Below are 24220 nucleotides of genomic sequence, written 5' to 3' on the forward strand. Positions count from 1 at the left end.
GCCGTGCTGCTACGGTCCGTTGTCAGATGAAGATCAGCAGCCGCTCAGAACCACCGGGCGGCGTTCACCTTCGAAGAAGAACGGACGAATCCGCACGCCCACCGCATTGCCGGCGAACGCTGCGATCAGCCACAACCAGCCATGCAGGCTGCCCGAAGCAATGCCGCTGAAATACGCGCCGATGTTGCAGCCATAGGCCAGACGCGAGCCATAACCCAGCAGCAGACCACCAATCACCGCTGCAACCAGCGAGCGGGTCGGAATCTTCAGGCTTGGCGAGAAACGTCCTGCAAGCCCCGCTGCCACTGCCGCACCCAGCATGATGCCAATGTCCATGACCGTGGTGATGTCTTCCCACACTGGCGCAGCCAGTGCCTTGGCGTTGGCCGGCATCTGCCAGAACGCCCAACTGCCAACGTCCACACCCAGGCTACCGGCCACCTTCGCACCCCAGAGTGCAAACGCAGACGTGATGCCCCACGGACGGCCAGCCAGCGCCAGCGTCGCGTAGTTGAGCAGCGCCAGGGCAATCGCGCCCCACACCAATGGCCACGGTCCGCGCAGGAAGCGGCGCAAGCCAACGTGCTCGCTGGTCACCGCAGCTTCCAGTTCGCCATGGCGGCGCTTTTCAAGTTTGACGGTCACCAGCGCGATCACCGCGAACAGCGCCAGGCTCATGACCAGCGCAGGCATCACGCCGAAGGTCTTGACGATAGAGGTCGCGGGGAACGAAGGCAGCGAGAACCACCAGTCGACATGGTGCGTGGCGATCAGCGAGCCAATGATGAAGAACAGCAGCGTCACCAGCATCCGCGCATTGCCGCCGCCCACGGTGAACAGCGTGCCCGATGCACAGCCGCCGCCCATCTGCATGCCGATGCCGAAGATGAACGCACCGAACACCACGGAAACACCGGCAGGCGCGACGAGGCCATTAACCGGCGTGCCGAACAGCGTGCCCGCGCCCAACGCCGGGAAGAACAGCACCACGGCGATGGCCAGCATGACCATCTGCGCCCGCAGGCCCGCGCCACGGCGCTCGTTGATGAACACCCGCCAGGCGGACGTGAAGCCAAACGCCGCGTGGTACAGGGTCAGGCCCAGGGCGGCGCCGACGATCAGCAACAGCACCTGCTTGCCGCCGACGGCCGATTGAAGAAACAACGCACCGACCACCAACAGAATGAAAGCGATCAGCGGCGTACCGAACTTGCGCTCGGGAGACGCAGAAAGAGGGAGGCTCATGATGTATCTCGGAGAAATTTGCGATGGGCGCGAGTATACCCCGACAACCTGCGGACCCACCCCTGTAGGAGCGCGCTTGGTCTGGGCCGCATTCGGACGATGGCGGTGGGGCTGTTAGAAATTCTTCGACTGACACACCGCCATCGCGGGCAAGCGCGCTCCTACAGGTGTCCGTTGGGGGTGAGATTGGGTTACACGCCCCAAGCTTCCCGCAACCGCGTCAGCGCCGACGCGATGTCCGCCTCCGGCACCGCCGCGAACCCCAGCACCAGCCCTGCCCGGTTATCCACAGGCTCGGCGGAGTCGTGCAGCCAGTAACCACTCAAGGACGCCACTTCCACACCGACGCTTTCAGCCTTGGCCACCAGCTCGCGCTCCCGCTCCAGACTGTCCACCGCCACCGACACATGCAGCCCAGCCAACGGCTTGGGCATCGGACTGCAACCGGGCAGATCCTGCGGCCAGCCGGCCAGCAAGGCGTCACGCCGACTCAAGGCCGCACGGCGCATCCTGCGGATATGCCGCTGGAAATGCCCCGCCGCGATGAACTCGGCCATCACCGCCTGAGTGCCGATTTCCGAGTGACGCATGTCCACAGCCCGGCGCTGGCTGAACGGTTGGACCAGATCCAGTGGCAACACCAGATACCCCAGGCGCAGCGCCGGGAACGCCACCTTGCCGAACGTACCGACGTAGAGCACTCGCCCGCTGCGGTCCAGGGCAGCCAGCGGTGCCAGTGGCGCGCCGCTGTAGCGATACTCGCCGTCGTAGTCGTCCTCCACGATCCAGCCGCCGGTGCGTTCTGCCCAGGCCAGCAACTCGACTCGGCGCGCCAGGCTCATGGTCACGCCCAAGGGGTACTGGTGCGACGGCGTGACGTACGCCAGCTTGCAACTGCGGTCATCGGGCTCGGGCGCGCGCATGCCCTGGGCATCGATGGGCATTCCACGCAACCGGGCGCCGGCCACGGCAAAGGCATGCCCTGCGGCGCGATAGCCCGGATTCTCGATGGCGACACTATCGCCCTCATCGAGCAGCAACTGTGCACAAAGGGTGATTGCCTGCTGTGCGCCGCTGGTGATCACAATTTGCTCAGGCAGGCAGTGCATGTCACGAGACGTTCTTAAATACACGGCGATCAGTTCGCGCAGCCGCCACTCGCCTGCCGGGTCGCCATAACCGAGCTGATGCAGGCCGGGTTTTCGCCAGAAAGCCGCGTGCAGCTTGCCCCACACATCGAACGGGAACAGGTCGAACGCTGGCACCCCAACCCGAAATGCCCTTGGCAATCCGGTTTTTGGCGCACTCAAATGATGCCGCTGCAGCCGCTCCAGCGATGCACTGTGGATAACTTTACTGGCTAAATCTCCAGTGCCATCGGTCGATTTTGTGGATAAACCTGTTGATAAGCCTAGGGATAACCCTGTGGACAATTTTGTGGATAGTTTTTTCGAAGCGACAGTTTTATCAGCAAAGCTGGCGACATAAGTGCCATCTCCCACCCGCCCCTCGGTGAAGCCTTCGGCGTACAGCTGGTCATAGGCGCGCATAACGCTGTTGCGCGATATCGACAATGCGCTGGCCAGATCCCTACTCGCCGGCAACCGCGTACCGCTGCGCAGACGCCGGTCAAGGATGCGCTGGCGCAGCGCCAGGTATAGCTGTCGGCTCAAGCCTTGGCGGCGGTCGAGTTCGATGCCGGCGAAATCGAACGTCAATGAGGGGGTGATGGCAGGCATTGGATTGGCCCTATGAAATTGACCATGAATGGTTCTTACATCAGACCAATAGCCTGCCTAGGATTGAGCCAATCGCCAAGGAAAATCCCATGTACACACCCCGCCACTTCAAAGATGAGGACCAGGCCAGCCTGTTCCGGCAAATCGAAGGTACGCGCCTGGCCACTCTGGTCACGTTCGACGAAACCGGGCTTGTGGCCAGCCACGTGCCGCTGTTGCTCGATCCGACGCAAGGCCCCAATGGCACCCTGACCGGGCATCTGGCCAAGGCCAACCCGCAATGCCAGGCGTTGGCGAACGGCGCCGAGGTTCTGGTCATCTTTCAGGGCGCCGATGCCTACATCAGCCCGTCGTTCTATGCCGCCAAGGCCGAGCACGGCAAAGTGGTGCCCACCTGGAACTACCTGGCCGTGCATGCGTACGGACGGCCACACGTCATTACCGATCCCGAACCGTTGCTGGCCATCGTCAGCGGACTTACCGACAAGCACGAAGCCGCCCGCGCCCAGCCCTGGGCCGTGAGCGATGCGCCCGCCGACTATATTCAGAGCATGCTCAAGGGCATCATCGGCTTTGCCATCCCCATCGAGCGCCTGGAAGGCAAACGCAAACTCAACCAGAACCGCAGCGCCGAAGACATCGCCGGCGTGAGCAAAGGCCTGGCCGAAAGCCAGGATCAGAACGATCAGCAAATCGCACGCTTGATGAGCCAAGGAGAAAACCGTGTCTGACGTACACATCCGCCCCGTCACCGAAGACGATCACGCCAGCTGGCTGCCACTGTGGAAGGCTTACCTGACCTTCTACAAGGCCGAGTTGCCGGACGCCGTGACCCAAAGCACCTGGCAGCGTTTTCTGGACAGCAACGAGCCCACCAACGCGGCACTTGCCTGGGTAGACGGCAAGGCGGTCGGCATGGTCCATTTCATTTATCACCGCTCCAACTGGAGCATCAATTACTCCTGCTACCTGCAGGACCTGTTGGTAACGCCTGACCAGCGCGGCACCGGTGTGGGTCGCAAGCTGATCGAGTACGTCTACGACGCCGCGAAAAAAGGCGGTGCCGACAAGGTGCATTGGCTGACCCACGAAACCAACGCCACAGCGATCCAGCTGTACGAACGCATCGCCGAGCGCCCTGGCTTCATCCAGTTCCGCAAACCGCTGTAAGTACGGATACCCTGAACATGTCAGATCTTGCACATTGGCAATCGGCGAAACTGCCGGACACCCACACCCTCAACGGACGCTTCGTACGCCTGGAAAAACTTGACGCCGCCAGGCACGCAGCCGGCCTGTGGGAAGCACTGGAAGGCCCCGGCGCGGACCCGAAGCTCTGGGATTACCTGGCCGTCGGTCCTTTCCCCGAGCGCGCAGCATTCGATGACTACCTCGCGGGCCTGCAAGCCAGCACCGACCCTTGGTTCTACACCGTCATCGACCAGCAGAGCGGCGCTATCGACGGCTTTCTGAGCTTGATGTCCATCGTGCCGAGCGCCGGGCGCATCGAAATCGGCCACGTGACCTTCGGCGCATCGATGCAGCGCACACCTAAAAGCACTGAGGCCGTGTACCTGCTGGCCAAGGAATCCTTCGCGCTGGGCAACCGCCGCCTGGAGTGGAAGTGCAACGCCAACAACGCCCGCTCCATGCGCGCTGCCGAGCGCTTTGGTTTCAGTTTCGAAGGCACCTTCCGCCAGCACATGATCGTCAAGGGCAAGAACCGCGACACCGCCTGGTACTCGATCCTGGACAGCGAATGGCCGCAGATCGAGCCGGCATTTGCCGCCTGGCTGGCTGTGGATAACTTCAAGGACGGGAAACAGATCGACACGCTTGCCCATTTCCGCACGCGATAACCCTGAACCGCAGGAGCGCGCTTGCCGGCGGGGGCGATCTCTCCCCCTCGCGTGGACCTCCCCGGCACCCTCGCCCGTAGGAGCGCGCTTGCCCGCGATTGCGGTGTGCCTGTGCCGAATGTGCGACTGGCCCACCGCCGTCGCGGGCAAGCGCGCTCCTACAGACTCCGCTTCGCGCGCTACAACCCCGAAATCCGTAGCAGCCCGGCCGGGCGGCGCTCCGCTTGCCGGCGGGGGCGATTTTCCGGGCTCAGTAAAAAGCAGGCAAAAAAAGGGAGCCACGAGTGCTCCCCCAGAGGTAACCATTGAGCCTCCCGCGTCTATGCGCGTGAGGCTGTTTATCGTTGCTTGATCGCGATCATTCGATCTCGATCAGAATCTCACCCGGGTTCACGCGATCACCCTTGGCGACGTTGATCGCCACGATCTTGCCGGCAATCGACGCCTGTACCTCGGTTTCCATCTTCATGGCTTCGGTAATGAGCACGGCCTGGCCAACCTTGACGGTGTCGCCTTCCTTGACCAGCACATCGACAATGTTGCCCGGCATGGTGGTGCTGACGTGGCCCGGTTTGCTGGCCTGGGCGCGCTTGCCGATGCCGCCGCCGACAAACTCGTTGAGCGGTTCGAACACCACCTCTTCCGGCATGCCATCGATGGACAGGTAGAAGTGGCGCTTGCCCTCGGCCTTGACGCCCACGCCAGTGATGTCGACGCGATAGCTTTCGCCGTGTACGTCAATGACGAACTCGGTCGGAACGCCCTCGCCGCCCGCCCTGGCCACGGTACCCGGCTCCGGAATCGGCAGCAGCGGCTCTGGCGCCAGGGTGCCGGCTGCACGTTCTTCGAGGAACTTGCGGCCAATGTCCGGAAACATCGCGTAAGTCAGCACATCCTCTTCGGATTGAGCCAGTGCGCCGATTTCGCCACGCAGCTTGGTCATTTCCGGCTTGAGCAGGTCGGCCGGGCGCACGTCGATCAGCTCTTCGTTGCCGATTGCCTGACGCCGCAGCTTCTCGTCCACCTCGCCCGGCGCCTTGCCGTAGCCGCCGGTGAGGTAGAGCTTCACTTCGTTGGTGATGGTCTTGTAGCGCTCGCCAGCCAGCACGTTGAAGAACGCCTGGGTGCCGACGATCTGCGAAGTCGGGGTCACCAGCGGCGGGTAGCCCAGGTCCTTGCGCACGCGCGGGATCTCGGCCAGCACTTCGGCCATGCGGTTAAGGGCGCCCTGTTCCTTGAGCTGGTTGGCCAGGTTGGAAATCATGCCGCCCGGCACCTGGTTGACCTGCACACGAGTGTCGACTGCGGTGAATTCGCTCTCGAACTGGTGATATTTCTTACGCACGGCGTAGAAATACAGGCCGATTTCCTGCAGCAGCTCCAGGTCCAGGCCGGTGTCGAATTCGCTGCCCTTGAGCGCAGCAACCATCGACTCGGTGCCAGGGTGGCTGGTGCCCCAGGCGAAGCTGGAAATCGCGGTGTCGATGTGATCGACGCCGTTTTCCACCGCCTTGAGCTGACACATCGCAGCCAGGCCAGCGGTGTCGTGGGAGTGGATGAACACTGGCAGCGACTGCTCGGCTTTCAGCGCCTTGACCAGCTCGCCAGCCGCGAACGGCGTGAGCAGACCAGCCATGTCCTTGATCGCCACGGAGTCGCAACCCATGGCCTCCATCTGCTTGGCCTGAGCCACAAAAGCCTCGATGGTATGCACCGGGCTGACGGTATACGCGATGGTGCCTTGAGCGTGTTTGCCCGCGGCCTTCACTGCCTCGATCGCCACGCGCAGGTTACGCACGTCGTTCATGGCGTCGAAGATGCGGAACACGTCGATTCCGTTGACCGCCGCCTTGGCGACGAAGGCCTTGACCACGTCGTCGCTGTAATGGCGGTAGCCCAGCAGGTTTTGACCGCGCAGGAGCATTTGCAGACGGGTGTTGGGCAGTGCAGCGCGCAGCTGGCGCAGGCGCTCCCACGGGTCTTCCTTCAGGAAGCGCACGCAGGCGTCGAACGTCGCGCCGCCCCAGACTTCCAGCGACCAGTAGCCGACTTTGTCGAGCTTCTCGCAGATCGGCAGCATGTCTTCGGTGCGCATGCGGGTGGCGAGCAGCGATTGGTGGGCGTCGCGCAGGATGGTGTCGGTTACAAAGATCTTCTTCGTCATTCTTATCTCCTCATAGCTCCAAGCTTCAAGCTACAAGCCGCAAGAAAAAGCCGATCCGCTTTGACTTGTAGCTTGCCGCTTGCAGCTTGCAGCTGCATTCAAAGTCCTGCGTGGGCGGCAATGGCGGCGGCGATGGCCAGAGCCAGCTCTTCGGGTTTGCGCTTGATCGAGTAGTTGGTCAGTTCAGGGTGGCTTTCAACGAAGCTGGTGTTGAACTGTCCGCTGCGGAACTCCGGATTGCGCAGGATTTCCTGGTAATACGCGGCGGTGGTCTTCACGCCTTGCAGGCGCATGTCATCCAGCGCGCGCAGGCCACGGTCCATCGCCTCTTCCCAGGTCAGCGCCCAGACGATCAGCTTCAGGCACATCGAGTCATAGAACGGCGGAATGGTGTAACCGGTGTAGATCGCCGTATCGGTCCGCACACCGGGCCCGCCGGGCGCGTAGTAACGGGTGATTTTGCCGAAGCTGGGCAGGAAGTTGTTCTTCGGGTCTTCGGCGTTGATGCGGAACTGCAGCGCGAAACCACGGTGGATGATGTCTTCCTGCTTGACCGACAGCGGCAGCCCGGAGGCGATGCGAATCTGCTCGCGAACGATGTCGATCCCGGTGATTTCCTCGGTGATGGTGTGTTCCACCTGCACCCGGGTGTTCATTTCCATGAAGTACACCTCGCCCTCGGCGAGCAGGAACTCCACGGTACCGGCGTTCTCGTAGCCCACGGCCTTGGCCGCGCGCACCGACAGGTCGCCGATGTAGGCGCGCTGTTCTGGGGTCAGCTGAGGGCTCGGGGCAATCTCGATCAGCTTCTGGTTGCGGCGCTGGATCGAGCAGTCACGTTCGAACAGGTGCACCACATTGCCAAAGCTGTCGCCGAGGATCTGCGCCTCGATGTGCTTGGGATTGACGATGCATTTTTCCAGGAACACTTCGGCCTTGCCGAAGGCCTTGGTCGCCTCGGAAATGACCCGAGGGAACGCCTGTTCAAGCTCTTCACGACTGTTGCAGCGACGAATGCCGCGCCCGCCACCGCCGGAAGTGGCCTTGAGCATCACCGGATAGCCGATACGTTCGCCTTCGTCCAGGGCCTCGGCGATGTCCGCGACGTTGCCTTCGGTGCCTGGCGTGACCGGAACCCCGGCCTTGATCATGCTGCGGCGCGCTTCGGTCTTGTCGCCCATGCGGCGAATGACTTCAGCCGAAGGACCGATGAACTTGATTCCACGTTCGGCGCAGATGTCCGCCAGTTCGGCGTTTTCAGAGAGGAAGCCATAACCTGGGTGCAGTGCGTCGCAACCGGTTTCCACGGCCAGGTTCACCAACTTGCGCGGGTTCAGGTAACCCTCGAGCGGTTCGGAACCAATGCCATAAGCCTCGTCCGCACGCTTCACATGGAGCGCATGGCGGTCCGCGTCGGAGTAGATCGCAACCGAACGGATGCCCATCTCGGCGCAGGCGCGCACGATACGAACAGCAATTTCCCCACGGTTGGCGATCAGGATTTTTGTTATCACTGGCATTTCCTCGACCGATGATCAGACGGACCGGAGACCCGGTCTGTACGAAGCGACGTTGCGCTACATCAATGTTGCGGCATGTTGCGTCGCAGCGATGGCCTCACCCTATGACGAATCAGCAATTAACAAAAATGAGTAAAAATTGGGTTAAACATAAGCAAAACCTTATAGTTGACCTTTCAGCCATTGGCGGAGTGCTTGAAAATTGCGTAAGTCATTGATGCGTATGACATTGCGTCAATTGCGGATCTTCAATGAAGTCTGCGATCTGCGGTCCTACAGCCGCGCGGCTGAGGAAATGTCTCTCACGCAACCGGCCGTCAGCCTGCAGATTCGTCAGCTCGAGGAGCTGATTGGCCAGCCGTTGTTCGAGTACGTCGGCAAGAAGCTGTACCTGACCGAAGCCGCCGAGGCGCTGCAATTGGCCAGCCGTGACATTTTCGGGCGTCTGGAAAACCTCGACATGCAGCTCTCCGACATGCAGGGCTCGTTGCAGGGGCAACTCAAGCTTGCGATCGAATCCAGCGCCAAGTACTTCGTTCCTCACCTGTTCGCGGCTTTTAAGCGCCAATACCCCGAAGTCATGCTCAACCTCACTGTGGTCAACCGAGCGCAGGTGATTCGCAGGCTTTCAGACAACCGTGACGATCTGGTGGTGATGTCGATGGTGCCGCAGGACATGGGGCTGGAGTTTCTGCCGTTTCTCAATAACCCGATTGTCGCCGTCGCGCGTCCGGACCACCCGCTGTCGCAGCTGGCCAATCCAACCCTCAAGGATCTTGAAGGCCACACACTGGTAGTTCGCGAACACGGCTCGGGAACGCGCCGGGCCTGTGAAGAGTATTTCAAGGAAAAGCGCATTCACTTCGAGCACACGCTTGAAGTGTCCTCGGCCGAAGCGCAGCGCGAATGCGTGGTGGCGGGGCTGGGTGTGGCCCTGCTGACACGGCATGCGCTGAGCCTGGAACTGGCCACCGCAACCCTCAAAGAGCTGCCGGTGGCCGAGCTGCCGCTGTATCGCAGCTGGTGCGTGGTACAGGCCAGGGATAAGCGCCTATCGCCGGTGGCTCACGCCTTCCTTGCGTTCATCCGCACCGAACGTGCACAGATCAGCGAGCTGGTCGCGCGTTTTGATGGCCAGCTTCCGCAGCGCTAGCGCTCTGCCAGAAGGAACCGGAGACATCGAGGTAATCGTCGAATTCGAGGGTCAGGCGGCGGTCTTCGAACCGCGTTTCAATCGCACGCCGAAACGCCATGCGGCGCTGGTCTTCCTGCTGACGGCGGGTTTTGACGTTGGAGGTCTGTGAGTCATCGTAGTGCCGAGGCATATCCTGTCTCCCATTGCGTGTGCGGGAGTACAGGGTGGCCTTGGGGCGTGACGATCAAGCGGCGAAAGCGTTACAAGTTGGTGAAGGCTCGCACCGACCTGTAGGAGCGCGCTTGGTCTGGGCCGCATCCGGACGACGGCAGAGTGTCAGTCAATGGATTCGTCAATGACACACCGCCATCGCGGGCAAGCGCGCTCCTACAGGCAGGTATTGCCCATCAATCTTCGGAGGATTTGATCGACTTGGGCGACAGACGCAGGCTGCGCAAGCTGCGCTTCACGCTCTTGAGGTGGTTGACCAGGCTTGGGCCGCGAGCCATGGCGACGCCCATTGCCAGCACGTCGATGACCACCAGGTGCGCGATGCGCGAGGTCAGCGGCGTATAGATCTCGGTGTCTTCGTGAACGTCGATGGCCAGGTTGACCGTCGACAGTTCCGCCAGCGGGGTCTGGCTCGGGCACAGGGTAATCAGGTTGGCGCCGCTCTCACGCACCAGGTTGGCGGTGATGAGCAGGTCTTTGGAGCGCCCCGACTGCGAAATGCACACCGCAACATCCGTGGGCTTGAGCGTCACCGCCGACATGGCCTGCATGTGCGGATCCGAGTAGGACGCAGCCGTCAGCAACAGTCGGAAGAACTTGTGCTGGGCGTCAGCCGCTACAGCTCCCGATGCACCGAAGCCATAGAACTCCACCCGATGGGCCGAGGCCATCACCGACACGGCCGCCTGCAGCGCGTGAGGGTCGAGCTTCTCGCGCACTTCCATCAGCGTGTGCAGCGTGGTGTCGAAGATTTTCAGGCTGTAGTCCGCGACCGAATCGTCTTCGTGGATCGCGAACTGCCCGAAGCTTGCGCCAGCGGCCAGGCTCTGGGCCAGCTTGAGCTTCAGGTCCTGGAACCCGGTGCAGCCGATGGCTCGGCAAAAGCGCACGATGGTGGGCTCGCTGATGCCGACGCTATGGGCCAGATCGGCCATGGAGCTATGCATCACTGCCGCAGGATCGAGCAGCACATGGTCGGCTACCTTGAGCTCCGACTTACGCAAGAGATGGCGGGACTGGGCGATGTGCTGCAACAGATTCAAAGGACAGGACTCATTAGAAGGATGGGCCGGGTTGTAGCTTTCTTGTAGTTATACTACATGACCTGCAAGCCGCACAGCTAAACGAGCCTGCAATGCTCAAACGATCGTTTGTGAGCGACTCGTCGCCGTGGAGTGTAGGACTTTTCACGCATGACTCCAGGCACTCACTACACAATCACGCAGGACATTGCCCATGGCACTCGCCTCCACCGGCCGACTGATCAGGTAGCCTTGCACCTCATCGCAGGCATGGGCCCGCAGAAACGCCAACTGCTGCGCGTCTTCCACGCCCTCGGCGACCACTTTCAGGCCCAAGCTGTGGGCCATCGCGATGATGGCGCGAGTGATTGCGGCATCTTCGGTGCCCTCGTTCAGGCCACGAATGAACGCCTGGTCGATCTTCACGTAGTCCACGGGGAAGCGCTTGAGGTAACTCAAGGACGAGTAGCCGGTTCCAAAGTCGTCGATGGCCAGCTTCACCCCCAGCTCACGCAACTGCTGGAAGGTGCTGATGATGTGTTCGACGCTGTCGAGCAACTGGCTTTCGGTCAATTCCAGTTCAAGGTATTCGGGCATCAGCCCGGTTTCATCGAGCACCTGGCGCACCAAACTGACCAGCTTGCCCTGACGCAACTGGTGCACGGACAGGTTCACCGACACCCGGATCGGCGCCAGGCCGCTGCGCTGCCACTCGCACGCCTGCCGACAGGCGCGGCGCAGGACGAACTCCCCGATATCGGCGATCAGCCCGCTCTCCTCTGCCAACCCGATGAACTCCCCCGGCGGCACCATGCCCCGGACCGGATGCCGCCAGCGCACCAGCGCCTCGGCGGAACTCAGCAGCCCGGTCGCCAGCTCAAGCTTGGGTTGGTAAAACACTTCAAGCTGCCCTTCCTCGATGGCGCGGCGCAGTTGAATCTCCATTTGCAATCGCTCCAGGGTGCGCGCCTGAAGGCTGTCGGTGTAGAACTGGAAGTTATTCCCGCCCAGGTGCTTGGCGTGTTGCATCGCCATGTTGGCCTGGCTGACCAGCGCGACCACGTCCTTGCCCGATTCGGGCAACAGCGCGATGCCGATGGAGGCATTGACGACCAGTTCATGCCCGCTCACCGACAAAGGCGCACGCAGCTTGGCCAGCAGGCGCGTGGTGGTGCGGGCCAGCGTGGTGAGGTTGCCGTGGGTGTCGAACAGCACCGCGAACTCATCGGCGGACAGCCGGGCGATGGTGTCGGCGTCGGACAGTTCGGCACTCAGGCGGCGCCCGACCTGACGCAGCAACTGGTCAGCGACATCCAGCCCCAGGCTGTCGTTGAGCAGCTTGAAGCGATCCAGGTTGATGTGCAGCAAGGCCAGGTTCTGCCCGCCTTGTCGAACACGCTGATTGGCCTCGCGCAGCCGCTCGTTGAACAGCGAACGATTGGCAAGGCCGGTCAGTTCGTCGTAGTGCGACAGGTAGCGGGTGCGTTCTTCGTACTGCCGGGCCAGCTCCTGATTGAGCGCCTCGCTTTTGGCCTGGGCCTCTTGCAGATGCTCGATCAGGGCCAGGTTCTGAAAGCGTCGGGTCAGGCCGCGCTGGATCAACCGGTTGACCTGCGCGCTCACCACGATCAGCGCCAATAGAAGGATCAGACCCAGCCACGCCCAGCCGCGCAACGGCACATCACCGCCCCAGAACAGGTAAACGATCGGCGGGGCCAGGCAAGGCACGGTAAACGTCAGGAACGCCGGAATGCTGGCGGCATAAGCCACACTGGCCGACAGGGTCGCCGCGCCGATCAGGCCGAAGACCCAGGCCTGCTGGAGGAAGCTTTCAACGGGCACCACCACCAGCGCCGCACTGGCCAGGGTAAGGCCGCTGACGCAAGCCCCGGCGAGAAACATGCGCCGCCAGATCGGCTGCGCCTGGCGCTCAGGCGGTGCTGCGCGAAACGCGGCCACCTGCAACACCCGCAGGCACACCAGCGCCGACAGCCAGCCGACCCAGATGCCCACCAACAGATAGCGTTCAGGGCTCCAGAGCAGCCAGGCGCAGAGCATGCCGTTGATGAACATGAACAAGGTCGGCAGCAGCGAGCCTTGATAAAGAAGACGTGTGCGCTCGACGGCAAGCTGGGTCGCGAACTGTTTGCGGATGACGCGGCGTGTCGCCACAGAGTCGGCCGGGGCGTCTTTGCTGGAGATCATGGCAATTTTTGTAATTAGTGGGCCTTGAACGTCAGCGGAGCATACACAAGCCATCGCACGGACCATACAGTCAGAAAAATAAATTGCATGAATGGCTCGGGGGCCTCGCTTTCCGCGCTCTCACCTCCTTGTAGGAGCGCGCTTGCCCGCGACGGCGGCGGGTCAGCCAACCCATCCGTCACAGACACACCGCCGTCGTCCGGATGCGGCCCAGACCAAGCGCGCTCCTACAGGGCTGTGGTGTGATCTTTTTGACCGACCGGCGTTAGAGTTTGCCCGCCATCCCCGCCGCACCCTAGAATGCGCCGATGCATACTGATGACCTCTCCCTCCTGCTCAATTCCCTCAACGATGCCCAACGCCAGGCGGTCGCCGCCTCCGTGGGTCGTCAGTTGGTCCTGGCCGGCGCTGGTTCCGGCAAAACCCGTGTGCTCGTGCACCGCATCGCCTGGCTGATGCAGGTCGAGAACGCCTCGCCGCACTCGGTCCTGTCGGTGACGTTCACCAACAAGGCCGCCGCCGAGATGCGTCATCGCATCGAGCAACTGATGGGCATCAGCCCGGCGGGCATGTGGGTCGGCACGTTCCACGGCCTGGCGCACCGCCTGTTGCGGGCGCACTGGCAGGAAGCGGGGCTCAACCAGAATTTCCAGATCCTGGACAGCGACGACCAGCAGCGGCTGGTCAAGCGCGTGATCCGCGAGATGGGCCTGGACGAGCAGAAATGGCCTGCGCGTCAGGCGCAGTGGTTCATCAACGGTCAGAAAGACGAAGGCCTGCGGCCCAAGCATATCCAGGCCGCCGGCGACATGTTCCTCGGCACCATGAAGGCGATTTACGAGGCGTATGAAGCCGCTTGCCAGCGCGCCAGCGTCATCGACTTCTCGGAACTGCTGCTGCGTGCCCTGGACCTGTGGCGCGACAATCCGGGCCTGCTGGAGCACTACCAGCGCCGCTTCCGTCACATCCTGGTGGACGAATTCCAGGACACCAACGCCGTGCAGTACGCCTGGTTGCGCCTGCTGGCCAAGGGCGGCGACAGTCTGATGGTGGTCGGCGACGACGACCAGTCGATTTACGGCTGGCGCGGCGCGAAGATCGAAAACATTCATCAGTATTCCGATGACTTCCCGGATACCGAAACCATCCGCCTGGAGCAGAACTACCGCTCCACGGCCAGCATCCTGAAAGCCGCCAACGGGCTGATCGTCAACAACAGCGGCCGCTTGGGCAAAGAGCTGTGGACCGACGTCGGCGACGGCGAGTTGATCAGCCTGTACGCCGCGTTCAACGAACACGACGAAGCGCGCTACGTGGTCGAGACCATCGAAAGCGCGATCAAGACCGGCATGTCGCGCAGCGATATCGCCATTCTCTACCGCTCCAACGCCCAGTCCCGGGTGCTGGAAGAGGCCTTGCTGCGCGAGCGCATCCCCTACCGTATCTATGGCGGCCAGCGCTTCTTCGAGCGCGCCGAGATCAAGAACGCCATGGCCTATCTGCGCCTGCTCGATGGCCGTGGCAACGATTCGGCCCTGGAGCGCGTGATCAACGTACCGCCGCGAGGCATCGGCGAGAAGACCGTCGAGGCGATCCGCGAGCACGCCCGCCACGCCGACGTGTCGATGTGGGAATCTGTGCGCCTGCTGGTGGCCAACAAAGGTGTCACCGGGCGCGCCGCCAGCGCGCTGGGCGCCTTTATCGAGCTGATCGAGAACCTTTCGGCCAAGGTCATGGACATGCCGCTGCACCTGATGACCCAGACCGTCATCGAGCAGTCGGGTCTGATCACCTATCACCAGGAAGAGAAAGGCGAAAAGGGCCAGGCTCGGGTAGAAAACCTTGAGGAACTGGTCAGCGCCGCCCGCGCCTTCGAAACCAGCGAGGGCGAGGAAGACCTGACGCCGCTGGCCGCGTTCCTCGGCCACGCATCGCTGGAAGCCGGCGATACCCAGGCCGATGAACACGAAGACAGCATCCAGCTGATGACGCTGCACAGCGCCAAGGGCCTGGAGTTCCCTTACGTGTTCCTGGTCGGCATGGAAGAAGGCCTGTTCCCGCACAAGATGAGCCTGGAAGAGCCCGGCCGTCTTGAAGAAGAACGCCGCCTGGCCTACGTTGGCATCACCCGCGCGATGCAGCACCTGGTGCTGACCTACGCCGAAACCCGACGCCTGTACGGCAGCGAGACCTACAACAAGGTGTCGCGCTTCGTACGCGAGGTTCCACCGAATCTGATTCAGGAAGTGCGCCTGTCCAACAGCGTCTCGCGCCCGTTCGGCGGCTCCAAGACCATGGCGCCCAGCCGGCTGTTCGACGGCGAAGGCATCCCCCAGAGCCAGTTCTCCCTCGGCCAGCGCGTACAGCACGCGGTGTTCGGCGAAGGCGTGATCCTCAACTTCGAAGGCTCGGGCGCCCAGGCGCGGGTCCAGGTGAACTTCGCCGAAGGCAGCAAGTGGCTGATGCTGGGCTACGCGAAGCTGGAGCCGGTTTGATTCCGGTCTGACGCCGGACCTCTGTAGGAGCGCGCTTGCCCGCGATTGCGGCGTGTCTGTAACGAATGAATCGTCTGACACACCGCAATCGCGGGCAAGCGCGCTCCTACAGGGTCCACTTGCATTCCTACGTTGTGCCCCCATCTTTCCTACAGAACTTTCTCAACTGCCCTACGACCCAAGTAGTACGGGCTCTATTGAGATCCACGCAAAAGCCAGAAACATATGGTCGCTGGTCAGACACATTTGTCCTGTTCAATATGGCGCGCGTGCAATCCACAAACGGGAATTCCCTATATGCAACGTTTTCTAAGCATCGCCTTGGCGCTGGTCATCGGGCTCACCATGAGTCTGGATGCCAACGCCGCGCGTTTCGGTGGCGGCAAGAGCATGGGCTCGGCGCCTAGCCACCAGGCGCGTCAGACAGCACCATCCGCTCCAGCCGCAGCACCTAACGCCGCCGGTCGCCCTGCGCCTGCGGCAGGCGGTGCTTCCAAATGGCTGGGTCCATTGGCCGGTATCGCTGCCGGTGGCCTGCTGGCCTCCATGTTCATGGGCGGCGGTTTCCAGGGCATGCAGTTCTTCGACATCCTGATCATGGCGGTCATCGCCTTCGTGATCTTCCGCTTCATCGCGGCCCGTCGTCGCAAACAGCAGCCACACATGGCTCCAGCCGGTGCTCCGTACCAGCGTGAAACCATCGAGCAGCCTGCGCAGAACACCAACTCGATGTTCGGCGGCTCGCCTGCCGCGTCGGCCCGTGCGGTGATCAACGCACCAGCCTGGTTCAACGAAGAGCGCTTCATTGAAGCCGCACGCAATCACTTCCAGTCGCTGCAGCAGCACTGGGACGCGAACGAGATGGACAAGATCGCCGAGTTCGTAACCCCGCAAATGCTGCAGTTCCTGAAAAAGGAACGCGCCGATCTGGGTGACGGCTTCCAGTCGACCTACATCGACAACCTGAGCGTGCAACTGGAAGGTGTCGACGACCGCGCCGACAAGACCATTGCCACGCTGACCTTCAGCGGCGTCTCGAAGACTTCGCGTTTCGACCAGGGTGAAGTGTTCAGCGAAAGCTGGAACATGGAACGTGCTCCGGGCGAGAACCAGCCTTGGCTGGTGGCAGGTATTCGCCAGAACGGCTGAAACTCTGCGGCATCGCTCTAGTCAAAAACCCCGAACTCGTTTCGGGGTTTTGCTTTTTTGAGTTCTGCGATTAATTTGGTGATGTCTTTAAGCTACTGTATAACCCGCGCAATTTGTTAGAGGATCCACGTCGTGGAAGAAGTCATCGAACAACTCCGTGAAGCCAATGAGCCGGTTCCCGTCCCGCTTGAGCTGCCGGACGAAGATCAGCTGGTCGAAATCGAAGAAGAGCTGTTCATCAACATTCCTTTCGTGTTCAAGGAATTTCTGCTGACGGTCAGCGACGTGGTATACGGCAGCCTGGAGCCGGTCACGGTCACCGACCCCGGCTCGCACACCTACCTTCCGGAAGTGGCGGCCAACGCCTGGGACGCAGGCGTGCCCCGCGACCTGATCCCGATCTGCCAGGACGGTGACGACTACTACTGCGTCGAGGAAGACGGCACCGTGGTGCTGTGGTCCGGCGAAGAAGAGCTGGTCACCGAAGAGAGCTGGGAATCGGTGTGGCACTGGGCGCGGGACGTCTGGCTGGAAAGCTGAGCCGCGCCTGCCCTCACCTTTCGACCTTCGGGGCTCAAGTTTGCGAGCTTAGCGCTCCGAAGGTTCCTGGTTGTTGCCCAGCGTCTCCAGCAGCGCGATCTGCATGCGCGTGTGCACGCGGATGAACCAGCGCCACAGCACGGCGGCCACCACCGCCGCGACCATCACGATCAGCAGCAGCCACTCGCTGGTCGGCAGCATGCTCGCCGAGAGCAATGCGATCAGCACAAACAGCACCGACAGCGACAGCAGCGGGATCACTTCGGCGATCACCCGGCGCACCCGCTTGGTATGGCGCCCCGCCATTTCCGGCTTGACCCCCATCTCTGCCAGCAGCATCGACAGCGCCTTGAGCTTGCGATAGGCCGCGATCAGGAACGGCAGCGACAGCAGCAACGACGCGCCCCAGACCCATGCCTTCTGCTGGCCGACTTCACTGACCCACTCGCTGAAGTATTCGCCGATGCGCTCGCCGAAATACCCGCCGCAGAAGAAGATCGCCACCACCAGCGCCAGGTTCACGCCCACTTGCAGCAGAATCTTGCGAATCATCGATGCCAGCAACGCGCCCTGCCCCTGGGGCTGGATGCTGCGCAGCCATTCCCCGTACAGGCCGAAAACCCGGGCGACGCGCGCAGGCACGATATTGCCCAGGGAGTGCGAGAGCGGATCGGCCGCCCGGATCAGGTAAGGCGTCAGCAGCGTGGTGATCGCCGACACAGCCACCGCGACCGGATAGAGGAAGTCGCTGGTGACCTGCAACGTCATACCCAGCGCCGCGATGATGAAGGAAAATTCGCCAATCTGTGACAGGCCCATCCCGACCCGCAGTGAAGTCTTGCCGTCGTTACCGGCAATGAATGCCCCCAGTCCGCAGGACAACATCTTGCCCAGCACCACGGCCACGGTGATGACTGCGATTGGCCAGGCATAGTCGAGCAGGATCTTCGGATCGATCATCAAACCGATGGCGACGAAGAAGATGGCGCTGAACATGTCGCGAATGGGTTCGATCAGGTGCTCGATTTTCATCAATTGCCGGGATTCGGCCATGATCGCGCCGATCAGGAACGCGCCGAGCACCATGCTGTATTCCAGCTTCACCACCAGCAGGCAAAAGCCGAAACACAGGCCCAATACGGTGATGAGCAGCATCTCGTTGCTTTCGAACTTCGCCACGTAGGCCAACAGGCGCGGCACCAGCAGAATGCCAATGACCAGGGCGACGATCATGAACAGCGAGAGCTTGCCGACGGTGGAGAAAACTTCGCCGGAGCTGACCGTGCCGCTGACCGCGATGCCGGACAGCAAGGCGATGATACCGATACCCAATATGTCCTCGACGATCAGCACGCCGAAGATCAGTTGGGCAAAACGCTGGTTTTTCATCTTCAGGTCGTTGAGGGCCTTGACGATGATGGTCGTTGAGGAAATGGCCAGGATCGCTCCCAGAAACAGCGAATCCATGGTGCTCCAGCCGAAATACTGGCCGATCTCGTAGCCGATCCAGATCATCAGCATGATTTCGAGAAACGCGGCAATGAACGCCGTGGCGCCGACCTTGAACAGTTTGCGCAGGCTGAATTCGAGCCCCAGGCAGAACATCAGGAAGATCACTCCAAGCTCGGCGAGGGTCTTGATGGTGTCTTCGTCGTGGATCAGGCCGAACGGCGGGGTGTGCGGACCGATGATGAAGCCGGCCACGATATAGCCCAGCACCACCGGTTGTTTGAGACGATGAAACAGCACCGTCACCACCCCGGCCACGAGCATGATGACGGCCAGATCCTGAATGAAACTGATGGCGTGCATGGGCGCGGCTCCTTGTCACTAGCAGTGGTATGCGCGTTCTCGCCTCGATAGAGAAGCGACTGCTGTGCGAAAAGCCGCCAACGGTGTCGGTTTAATCTGACAGGAACGCAGGAATTACCCCATCCAAGGGTTTTTGCAGGTTAACACCGCACAAAAGCCGATAAAGCCGGTGCAATATATAGAAACAGATAGGCTTCAAGCGTGACGACGACGCGGCGGTTTGCGTCCCGATAACGTTGGCTTTGATTGCCAATCCACACCCGAGCACCGTCCAAGGTGCCAACTTGACTCAATTGACCGTGAGCACGCTATGGAACCCGGAAACGCCCAGCTGTCGATGACTGTATTGATGACCCCGGACATGGCCAACTTCTCTGGCAACGTGCACGGCGGCACCCTGCTCAAATACCTCGACGAAGTGGCTTACGCCTGCGCGGCCCGTTATGCCGGCCGGTATGTCGTGACGCTGTCGGTGGATCAGGTGATCTTCCGCGAGCCGGTGCATGTCGGCGAGCTGGTGACCTTTCTCGCCTCGGTGAACTACACCGGCAACACCTCAATGGAAGTCGGGATCAAGGTCGTGACCGAGAACATCCGCGAGCGCTCGGTGCGTCACTCCAACAGCTGCTTCTTCACCATGGTGGCCGTGGATGACCAGCGCAAGCCGGTGAGCGTGCCGCCTCTGGTGCCCGAGACCAGCGAGGGCAAGCGCCGCTACGTCCAGGCCCAGCAACGCCGCCAGATTCGCCAGGAACTGGAAAAGCGCTACCGCGAAATCCGTGAGGATGGCGTGTAAGGCGACATCCATCTGTAGGAGCGCGCTTGCCCGCGACGGCGGTGTGTCTGAGCCCGGTGTGGGTCTGATACACCGCGGTCGCGGGCAAGCGCGCTCCTACAATCGGCATTCGCGGTGTGTCAGGCAGCCGCCCCGCCGGCAAGCGGACGCCGCACGGCCGGGCTGCTACGGGTCAAGGGTGCAAACGCACCGCCTCGAACTTCACCCGCGGATGCGCAATCCGGTCCTGGGCGCGTACCAGTTCCAGCTCGTAGCTGCCGCACGCCTGGGTCTCCAGCAGCACCTCATGCACCGCCGAGGCCGTGTATTCGAAGGCGCTGCGCAAATCATCCCCCAGCAACACCTTCGACAGGAACAGTCCCGAAGTCAGGTCGCCCACGCCGACCGGCTGGCGCGGGAAGGCCAACAGCGGCCTGCGCAGGTGCCAGCTTTCGTGCTCGGTCACCAGCAGCATTTCAAAGCCGTCGGCGGGTTTTCCGGGGTAATCCAGGTGCTTGACCACGATGGCTTTCGGCCCCCGGGCCAACAATGCGCGGGCCATGGCCAGGCAATCCATCAAGGAGCTTGGCTTGCGCCCTGAAAAGCTGTCCAGTTCCAACTGGTTCGGGCAGAGGAAATCCGCCACTGCAGCCGCTTCATCCAGCAGGAAATCACTGACTTCCTGGGGCACGATGCAGCCTTTCTCGGGGTGCCCCATGACCGGATCACACAGGTACAGCGCACGGGGGTTGGCGCGCTTGATCTGCGCCACTGCCGTCAGAATCGCCCGCCCCTGCGCCGCGCTGCCCAGATAACCCGACAATACCGCATCGCAATTGCCCAGCTCGCCGATGGCCGCGATCCCTTCGACCAACGCAGGAATTTGCTGCGGCGCCAACACTTCGCCCGCCCAGTGTCCATACTGAGTATGGTTGGAGAACTGCACCGTGTTGAGCGGCCAGACATTGATGCCGATCCGCTGCATGGGAAATACCGCAGCGCTGTTGCCAGCATGTCCGAAGACCACGTGAGACTGGATGGCGAGTAAATGAGGCGAACGTTTCATGACAGGTTCCTGAAGCCGGGAAAGCACCTTAGTAGTGAAGCCGGACGAAGTGAAGCGAAATTAAACGACCGGACTATGGCTGTCGGTGACCTGAGACAGTTAAGCTGGACATCTTCCGTTGGAGCTCTCTTTCCATGCTGACCCTGGGCAACATTTTCGTCCTGATGCTGCTGGCAACCGCTGGCGCCTGGCTGTGGCATTCCCATGGCCTGCGCGAACGTGCCCTTGAGCGCGTGAAACAGCACTGTGCCAAGCTCGACATCGAATTGCTCGATGGCAACGTCGCCCTGCGTCGTATCACGTTCAAGCGCGACAACGAGGGCCGCAAGCGTCTGGCCCGGGTGTACAACTTCGAGTTCACCGTGACCGGCGAGCAACGCCACCCCGGCACCATCACCATGTTCGGCAAGCACACCGCCCAGATCGAACTGGCGCCCTACCCGTTCGAAATCAAGAATCCCAAGCCGACCGCGGAAATCATCCAGCTCAACGAGTGGCGCCAGGAACACAACAAGTGGAAGCAGTGAGCGGCCTCTAGACCCTGCAACCGGTCAATCGCTCGCTCAACTGCGCCTCATCCTGCGGCTCGGCAAAGATCAACTCCAACCGCGAATCCTTGCGCCACTCACTCGGCGCCCACTGGATGTCGCTGCCATCGAGCCCGTTGCCCGACACCCACCCTTCCTGACTGTGGATAACCAGCTTGGCCCGGCGCCAGGCAAGGCTTTGCAGCCATTCGCGCACTTTCCCTGAATCGAACACCCGATCCGGATGCCAACGCCAGCCGATGCTCCAGCCCTCGGGCTGCGCCTGGCTCAGGCAGATCGGCGTCATCGGGTCGGTCCAGACGGCCGGCATCTGCGCCAGGGTCTTGGGCGCAACGAAGTTATCCACACCCTCACGCGCACGCACGTCGATACCGGGCAGTTGATCCAGCGCAACGACGCCCGACTCGGTCCAGACCACAGGGCGATCAGGCAGCGAGTGGATGATTGCCTGTCGAGCCGCTGCGTCCAGCCCTGCCGACTTATTCAGCACCAGCAGCCCGGCGTCCGTCATCGCATCGTGCTGGGTTGCGGGCAAGGGTTTGCCTTGGGCAAGCGCCAGTGCATCGAGCACCATGACGCAAGGCTGCACCGCTAGCACACCTGCCCACGGCGCGTCTTTCAGTTGCGCCATCAGTTGCACCGGGTGACCCAGCCCGGATGGCTCTATGAACAGCCGGTCAGGCTTTGCCTTGCGCAAAAGGCGCCCCAAGCCGATCTGGAACGGCGCGCCATTGACGCAGCACAGGCAACCACCAGCCACTTCGCCAAGTGCGATACCATCCTCGGCCGTGCTGAGCAGCGCAGCGTCCAGGCCGATCTGACCGAATTCGTTGATCAGGATGGCCCAGCGCTCACCCGCTGGCTTGAGCGAAAGCAGGTGCTTGATGAGGCTGGTCTTGCCGGCACCCAAAGGGCCAGCAATGACATGGGTGGGAATGTTCTGCAGCATGTCCGGCCATTGTTGAACGTCGCTCCCGAAAATGAGCGCAGACGGAGGTAATCGATGCGAGCAAACTGGCTGCCCGTGCGGCTGGCGTTGGTGCTGTTGGCGGTCACGTCGGGTCAGGCGTGGGCTGAATCCTGCGTGGTTCATAGTCAGGCCGAGCGACTTGACGTGAAAGTCTGTCAGGAAAATCTCAATATTCCGCCAGATCTCTTCCGCAACGGTTTCTGCAAACCGCAGCTCAAGGACCAGAAGGTCGAAGTCGCCTACATGGAGCAATGCCCCTCGGGGTCCTTCGGCCAGTGCAGCAACGCACAAGTCGCCAATATGCCCTATCGGCAGAACATTCACTATTACGGCGTGGCCAGCGATGCCGCCTTCCTCAAGCCCTTTTGCGAGCAGCAGAGCAAGGGTGTGTGGAAGGCGCAATGAGAACACCTCCGTTCCCGTAGCAGTCCGGCTTGCCGGCGTCGGCGGTTTCGATATCGCCGACGCCGGCAAGCGAAGCGCCGCCCGGCCGTGCTGCTACGGGACGGTGCAGGGTATTTGATCGGGGGACCTACGCCGCTTCCCCATGCCAATCACCAAACGGATCGGCCAACTCTCTCCACCCTTCAACACCCACCGCCATCTCGACATCGGTCAACAGGCATGCATCCAGGTCGGCGTTCAGCCGGGCGAAATCGATGTTCTGGCCGATGAATACCAGTTCCTGCCGGCAATCCCCACTCTGCGCCATCCAGTTGCGCATGATGACCTCGGTGCTTTCCTGATCCTGCGGCCAGTGCTCCTTGGGCACGAAACGCCACCAGCGCCCGGCGAAGCCATATCGCATCAACCCGCCCGCCTGTGACCAACTGCCGGCCTCCTGATGCTTGCTCGCCAGCCAGAAGAAGCCCTTGGAACGCAGCAGTTTGCCGTTGCTCCAGTCGCCATTGATGAAATCGAAAAACCGCTGCGGGTGAAACGGTCGGCGCGCGCGATAGGGCGTCGAGGCGATGCCGTACTCTTCGGTTTCCGGCACATGCTCACCCCGCAGTTCCTTGAGCCAGCCCGGCGCCTGGGCCGCGCGCTCGAAATCGAAGCGGCCGGTATCCAGAATCTTGCCCAGCGGCACTGCGCCCATCACCATCGGCAGTATTTCCGCCTGGCTGTTGAGGCTTTTCAGGATCGCCATCAACTCCTGGCGCTCGGCCGAGCTGATGAGGTCGATCTTGCTGATGAGGATCACGTCGGCGAACTCCACCTGCTCGATCAGCAAATCGGTGATGGAACGCTCGTCGTCCTCGCCCATGGTTTCACCGCGAGAGTCGAGGCTTTCCGCAGCCTGGTAGTCCTGTAGGAAATTCAGGCCATCGACCACGGTGACCATGGTGTCCAGGCGCGCAATATCAGCCAGACTCTGTCCCGCCTCGTCGCGAAAGGTGAAGGTTTCCGCCACCGGCAGCGGCTCGGAAATGCCGGTGGACTCGATCAGCAGATAATCGAAGCGGCCATCGCGCGCCAGCCGGCTGACTTCTTCCAGAAGGTCTTCGCGCAGGGTGCAGCAGATGCAGCCGTTGCTCATTTCCACGAGCTTTTCTTCGGCGCGGTTGAGGCTGACGTCGCGCTGGACCTCACCGCCATCGATGTTGATTTCGCTCATGTCATTGACGATGACCGCCACTCGCAGGTCTTCGCGGTTACGCAGGATATGGTTGAGCAGCGTGCTTTTGCCGGCGCCGAGAAAGCCGGACAGGACGGTAACGGGGAGGCGGTTCATCATGGTCTCA

At 61.8% G+C, this 24220-nt stretch carries 21 protein-coding genes; 10 read left to right on the forward strand and 11 right to left on the reverse strand.

What is annotated here, in order from left to right:
* Positions 1-33: 33 nt before the first annotated feature.
* Both ACIPOO_RS09870 and ACIPOO_RS09875 read right to left on the reverse strand, forming a co-directional pair.
* Entirely contained in the window at positions 34-1245 is a 1212-nt protein-coding gene (locus tag ACIPOO_RS09870; RefSeq protein WP_274132164.1) for a YeeE/YedE family protein, read from the reverse strand.
* Positions 1246-1436: 191 nt separating this feature from the next.
* Entirely contained in the window at positions 1437-2984 is a 1548-nt protein-coding gene (locus ACIPOO_RS09875; RefSeq protein ID WP_400606214.1) for a PLP-dependent aminotransferase family protein, read from the reverse strand.
* A gap of 89 nt (positions 2985-3073) precedes the next feature.
* Here ACIPOO_RS09875 and ACIPOO_RS09880 point away from each other — a divergent pair, with 89 nt between their 5' ends.
* Genes ACIPOO_RS09880 through ACIPOO_RS09890 form a run of 3 tightly spaced genes read left to right on the forward strand, consistent with a single transcriptional unit; the run spans position 3074 to position 4843 of the window.
* Positions 3074-3715, forward strand: a complete 642-nt coding sequence (locus ACIPOO_RS09880) for an FMN-binding negative transcriptional regulator (protein WP_400606216.1) — start codon at positions 3074-3076, stop codon at positions 3713-3715.
* A complete protein-coding gene (locus ACIPOO_RS09885; RefSeq protein WP_400606218.1) occupies positions 3708-4154 on the forward strand; it encodes a GNAT family N-acetyltransferase in 447 nt (148 codons plus the stop codon). The genes ACIPOO_RS09880 and ACIPOO_RS09885 overlap by 8 nt, the downstream gene beginning before the upstream one ends.
* 17 nt (positions 4155-4171) lie before the next feature.
* A complete protein-coding gene (locus tag ACIPOO_RS09890) occupies positions 4172-4843 on the forward strand; it encodes a GNAT family N-acetyltransferase (protein WP_400606220.1) in 672 nt (223 codons plus the stop codon).
* A 358-nt stretch (positions 4844-5201) separates the two neighbouring features.
* Here ACIPOO_RS09890 and oadA read toward each other — a convergent pair whose 3' ends face one another.
* Together oadA and ACIPOO_RS09900 are read right to left on the reverse strand one after the other, a co-directional pair.
* A complete protein-coding gene (oadA, locus tag ACIPOO_RS09895; RefSeq protein WP_274132155.1) occupies positions 5202-7007 on the reverse strand; it encodes a sodium-extruding oxaloacetate decarboxylase subunit alpha in 1806 nt (601 codons plus the stop codon).
* A gap of 98 nt (positions 7008-7105) precedes the next feature.
* Complete coding sequence (locus tag ACIPOO_RS09900; protein WP_274132153.1) at positions 7106-8521, reverse strand: acetyl-CoA carboxylase biotin carboxylase subunit; 1416 nt, start codon at positions 8519-8521, stop codon at positions 7106-7108.
* Between the two features lie 208 nt (positions 8522-8729).
* Here ACIPOO_RS09900 and ACIPOO_RS09905 point away from each other — a divergent pair, with 208 nt between their 5' ends.
* Entirely contained in the window at positions 8730-9680 is a 951-nt protein-coding gene (locus ACIPOO_RS09905; RefSeq protein WP_274132152.1) for a LysR family transcriptional regulator, read from the forward strand.
* Here the strand turns inward: ACIPOO_RS09905 and ACIPOO_RS09910 are convergent.
* The 3 genes from ACIPOO_RS09910 to ACIPOO_RS09920 all read right to left on the reverse strand — a co-directional run bounded on the left by ACIPOO_RS09910 (position 9634) and on the right by ACIPOO_RS09920 (position 13120).
* On the reverse strand, positions 9634-9852 hold the full coding sequence (locus ACIPOO_RS09910; RefSeq protein WP_274132151.1) for a PA3496 family putative envelope integrity protein: 219 nt from the start codon (positions 9850-9852) through the stop codon (positions 9634-9636). The two genes, ACIPOO_RS09905 and ACIPOO_RS09910, sit on opposite strands and share 47 nt — an antisense overlap.
* 217 nt (positions 9853-10069) lie before the next feature.
* Complete coding sequence (gene hexR, locus ACIPOO_RS09915; RefSeq protein WP_274132150.1) at positions 10070-10936, reverse strand: transcriptional regulator HexR; 867 nt, start codon at positions 10934-10936, stop codon at positions 10070-10072.
* A 144-nt stretch (positions 10937-11080) separates the two neighbouring features.
* Entirely contained in the window at positions 11081-13120 is a 2040-nt protein-coding gene (locus ACIPOO_RS09920; protein WP_400606225.1) for a putative bifunctional diguanylate cyclase/phosphodiesterase, read from the reverse strand.
* Between the two features lie 308 nt (positions 13121-13428).
* Between ACIPOO_RS09920 and uvrD the strand changes: the two genes are divergently transcribed.
* From uvrD to ACIPOO_RS09935, 3 genes are all read left to right on the forward strand, one after another.
* Complete coding sequence (gene uvrD, locus ACIPOO_RS09925; RefSeq protein ID WP_274132148.1) at positions 13429-15615, forward strand: DNA helicase II; 2187 nt, start codon at positions 13429-13431, stop codon at positions 15613-15615.
* Between the two features lie 297 nt (positions 15616-15912).
* Positions 15913-16764, forward strand: coding sequence for a Tim44 domain-containing protein (locus ACIPOO_RS09930; RefSeq protein WP_400606227.1), 852 nt, complete (start codon positions 15913-15915; stop codon positions 16762-16764).
* A gap of 132 nt (positions 16765-16896) precedes the next feature.
* The gene (locus ACIPOO_RS09935; protein WP_274132146.1) at positions 16897-17304 is read left to right on the forward strand and encodes an SMI1/KNR4 family protein; all 408 of its coding nucleotides are present in this window, start codon (positions 16897-16899) and stop codon (positions 17302-17304) included.
* A gap of 48 nt (positions 17305-17352) precedes the next feature.
* Here ACIPOO_RS09935 and ACIPOO_RS09940 read toward each other — a convergent pair whose 3' ends face one another.
* The gene (locus ACIPOO_RS09940) at positions 17353-19116 is read right to left on the reverse strand and encodes a cation:proton antiporter (RefSeq protein WP_400606230.1); all 1764 of its coding nucleotides are present in this window, start codon (positions 19114-19116) and stop codon (positions 17353-17355) included.
* A gap of 310 nt (positions 19117-19426) precedes the next feature.
* Here ACIPOO_RS09940 and ACIPOO_RS09945 point away from each other — a divergent pair, with 310 nt between their 5' ends.
* Complete coding sequence (locus ACIPOO_RS09945) at positions 19427-19912, forward strand: acyl-CoA thioesterase (protein WP_274132144.1); 486 nt, start codon at positions 19427-19429, stop codon at positions 19910-19912.
* 172 nt (positions 19913-20084) lie between these two features.
* On the opposite strand, the gene pdxY is transcribed toward ACIPOO_RS09945, so the two are convergent.
* Positions 20085-20957 carry a pyridoxal kinase PdxY gene (gene pdxY, locus ACIPOO_RS09950; protein ID WP_400606232.1) on the reverse strand — a complete coding sequence of 291 codons (873 nt, stop codon included), beginning with the start codon at positions 20955-20957 and terminating at the stop codon, positions 20085-20087.
* A 134-nt stretch (positions 20958-21091) separates the two neighbouring features.
* Between pdxY and ACIPOO_RS09955 the strand changes: the two genes are divergently transcribed.
* Complete coding sequence (locus tag ACIPOO_RS09955) at positions 21092-21484, forward strand: DUF3301 domain-containing protein (RefSeq protein WP_274132142.1); 393 nt, start codon at positions 21092-21094, stop codon at positions 21482-21484.
* Between the two features lie 7 nt (positions 21485-21491).
* Here ACIPOO_RS09955 and ACIPOO_RS09960 read toward each other — a convergent pair whose 3' ends face one another.
* Positions 21492-22454 (reverse strand): CobW family GTP-binding protein, encoded by a 963-nt coding sequence (locus ACIPOO_RS09960; RefSeq protein WP_400606235.1) that lies wholly within the window; start codon positions 22452-22454, stop codon positions 21492-21494.
* A gap of 54 nt (positions 22455-22508) precedes the next feature.
* Between ACIPOO_RS09960 and ACIPOO_RS09965 the strand changes: the two genes are divergently transcribed.
* Positions 22509-22880 carry an NADH:ubiquinone oxidoreductase gene (locus tag ACIPOO_RS09965; RefSeq protein ID WP_274132140.1) on the forward strand — a complete coding sequence of 124 codons (372 nt, stop codon included), beginning with the start codon at positions 22509-22511 and terminating at the stop codon, positions 22878-22880.
* Positions 22881-23007: 127 nt separating this feature from the next.
* Here the strand turns inward: ACIPOO_RS09965 and zigA are convergent, their stop codons facing one another.
* Entirely contained in the window at positions 23008-24213 is a 1206-nt protein-coding gene (gene zigA, locus ACIPOO_RS09970; protein ID WP_400606237.1) for a zinc metallochaperone GTPase ZigA, read from the reverse strand.
* Between the last annotated feature and the right edge of the window lie 7 nt (positions 24214-24220).

The organism is Pseudomonas sp. NPDC090201 (genome assembly GCF_044746825.1).
Taxonomy (GTDB): Bacteria; Pseudomonadota; Gammaproteobacteria; order Pseudomonadales; family Pseudomonadaceae; genus Aquipseudomonas; species Aquipseudomonas putida_AD.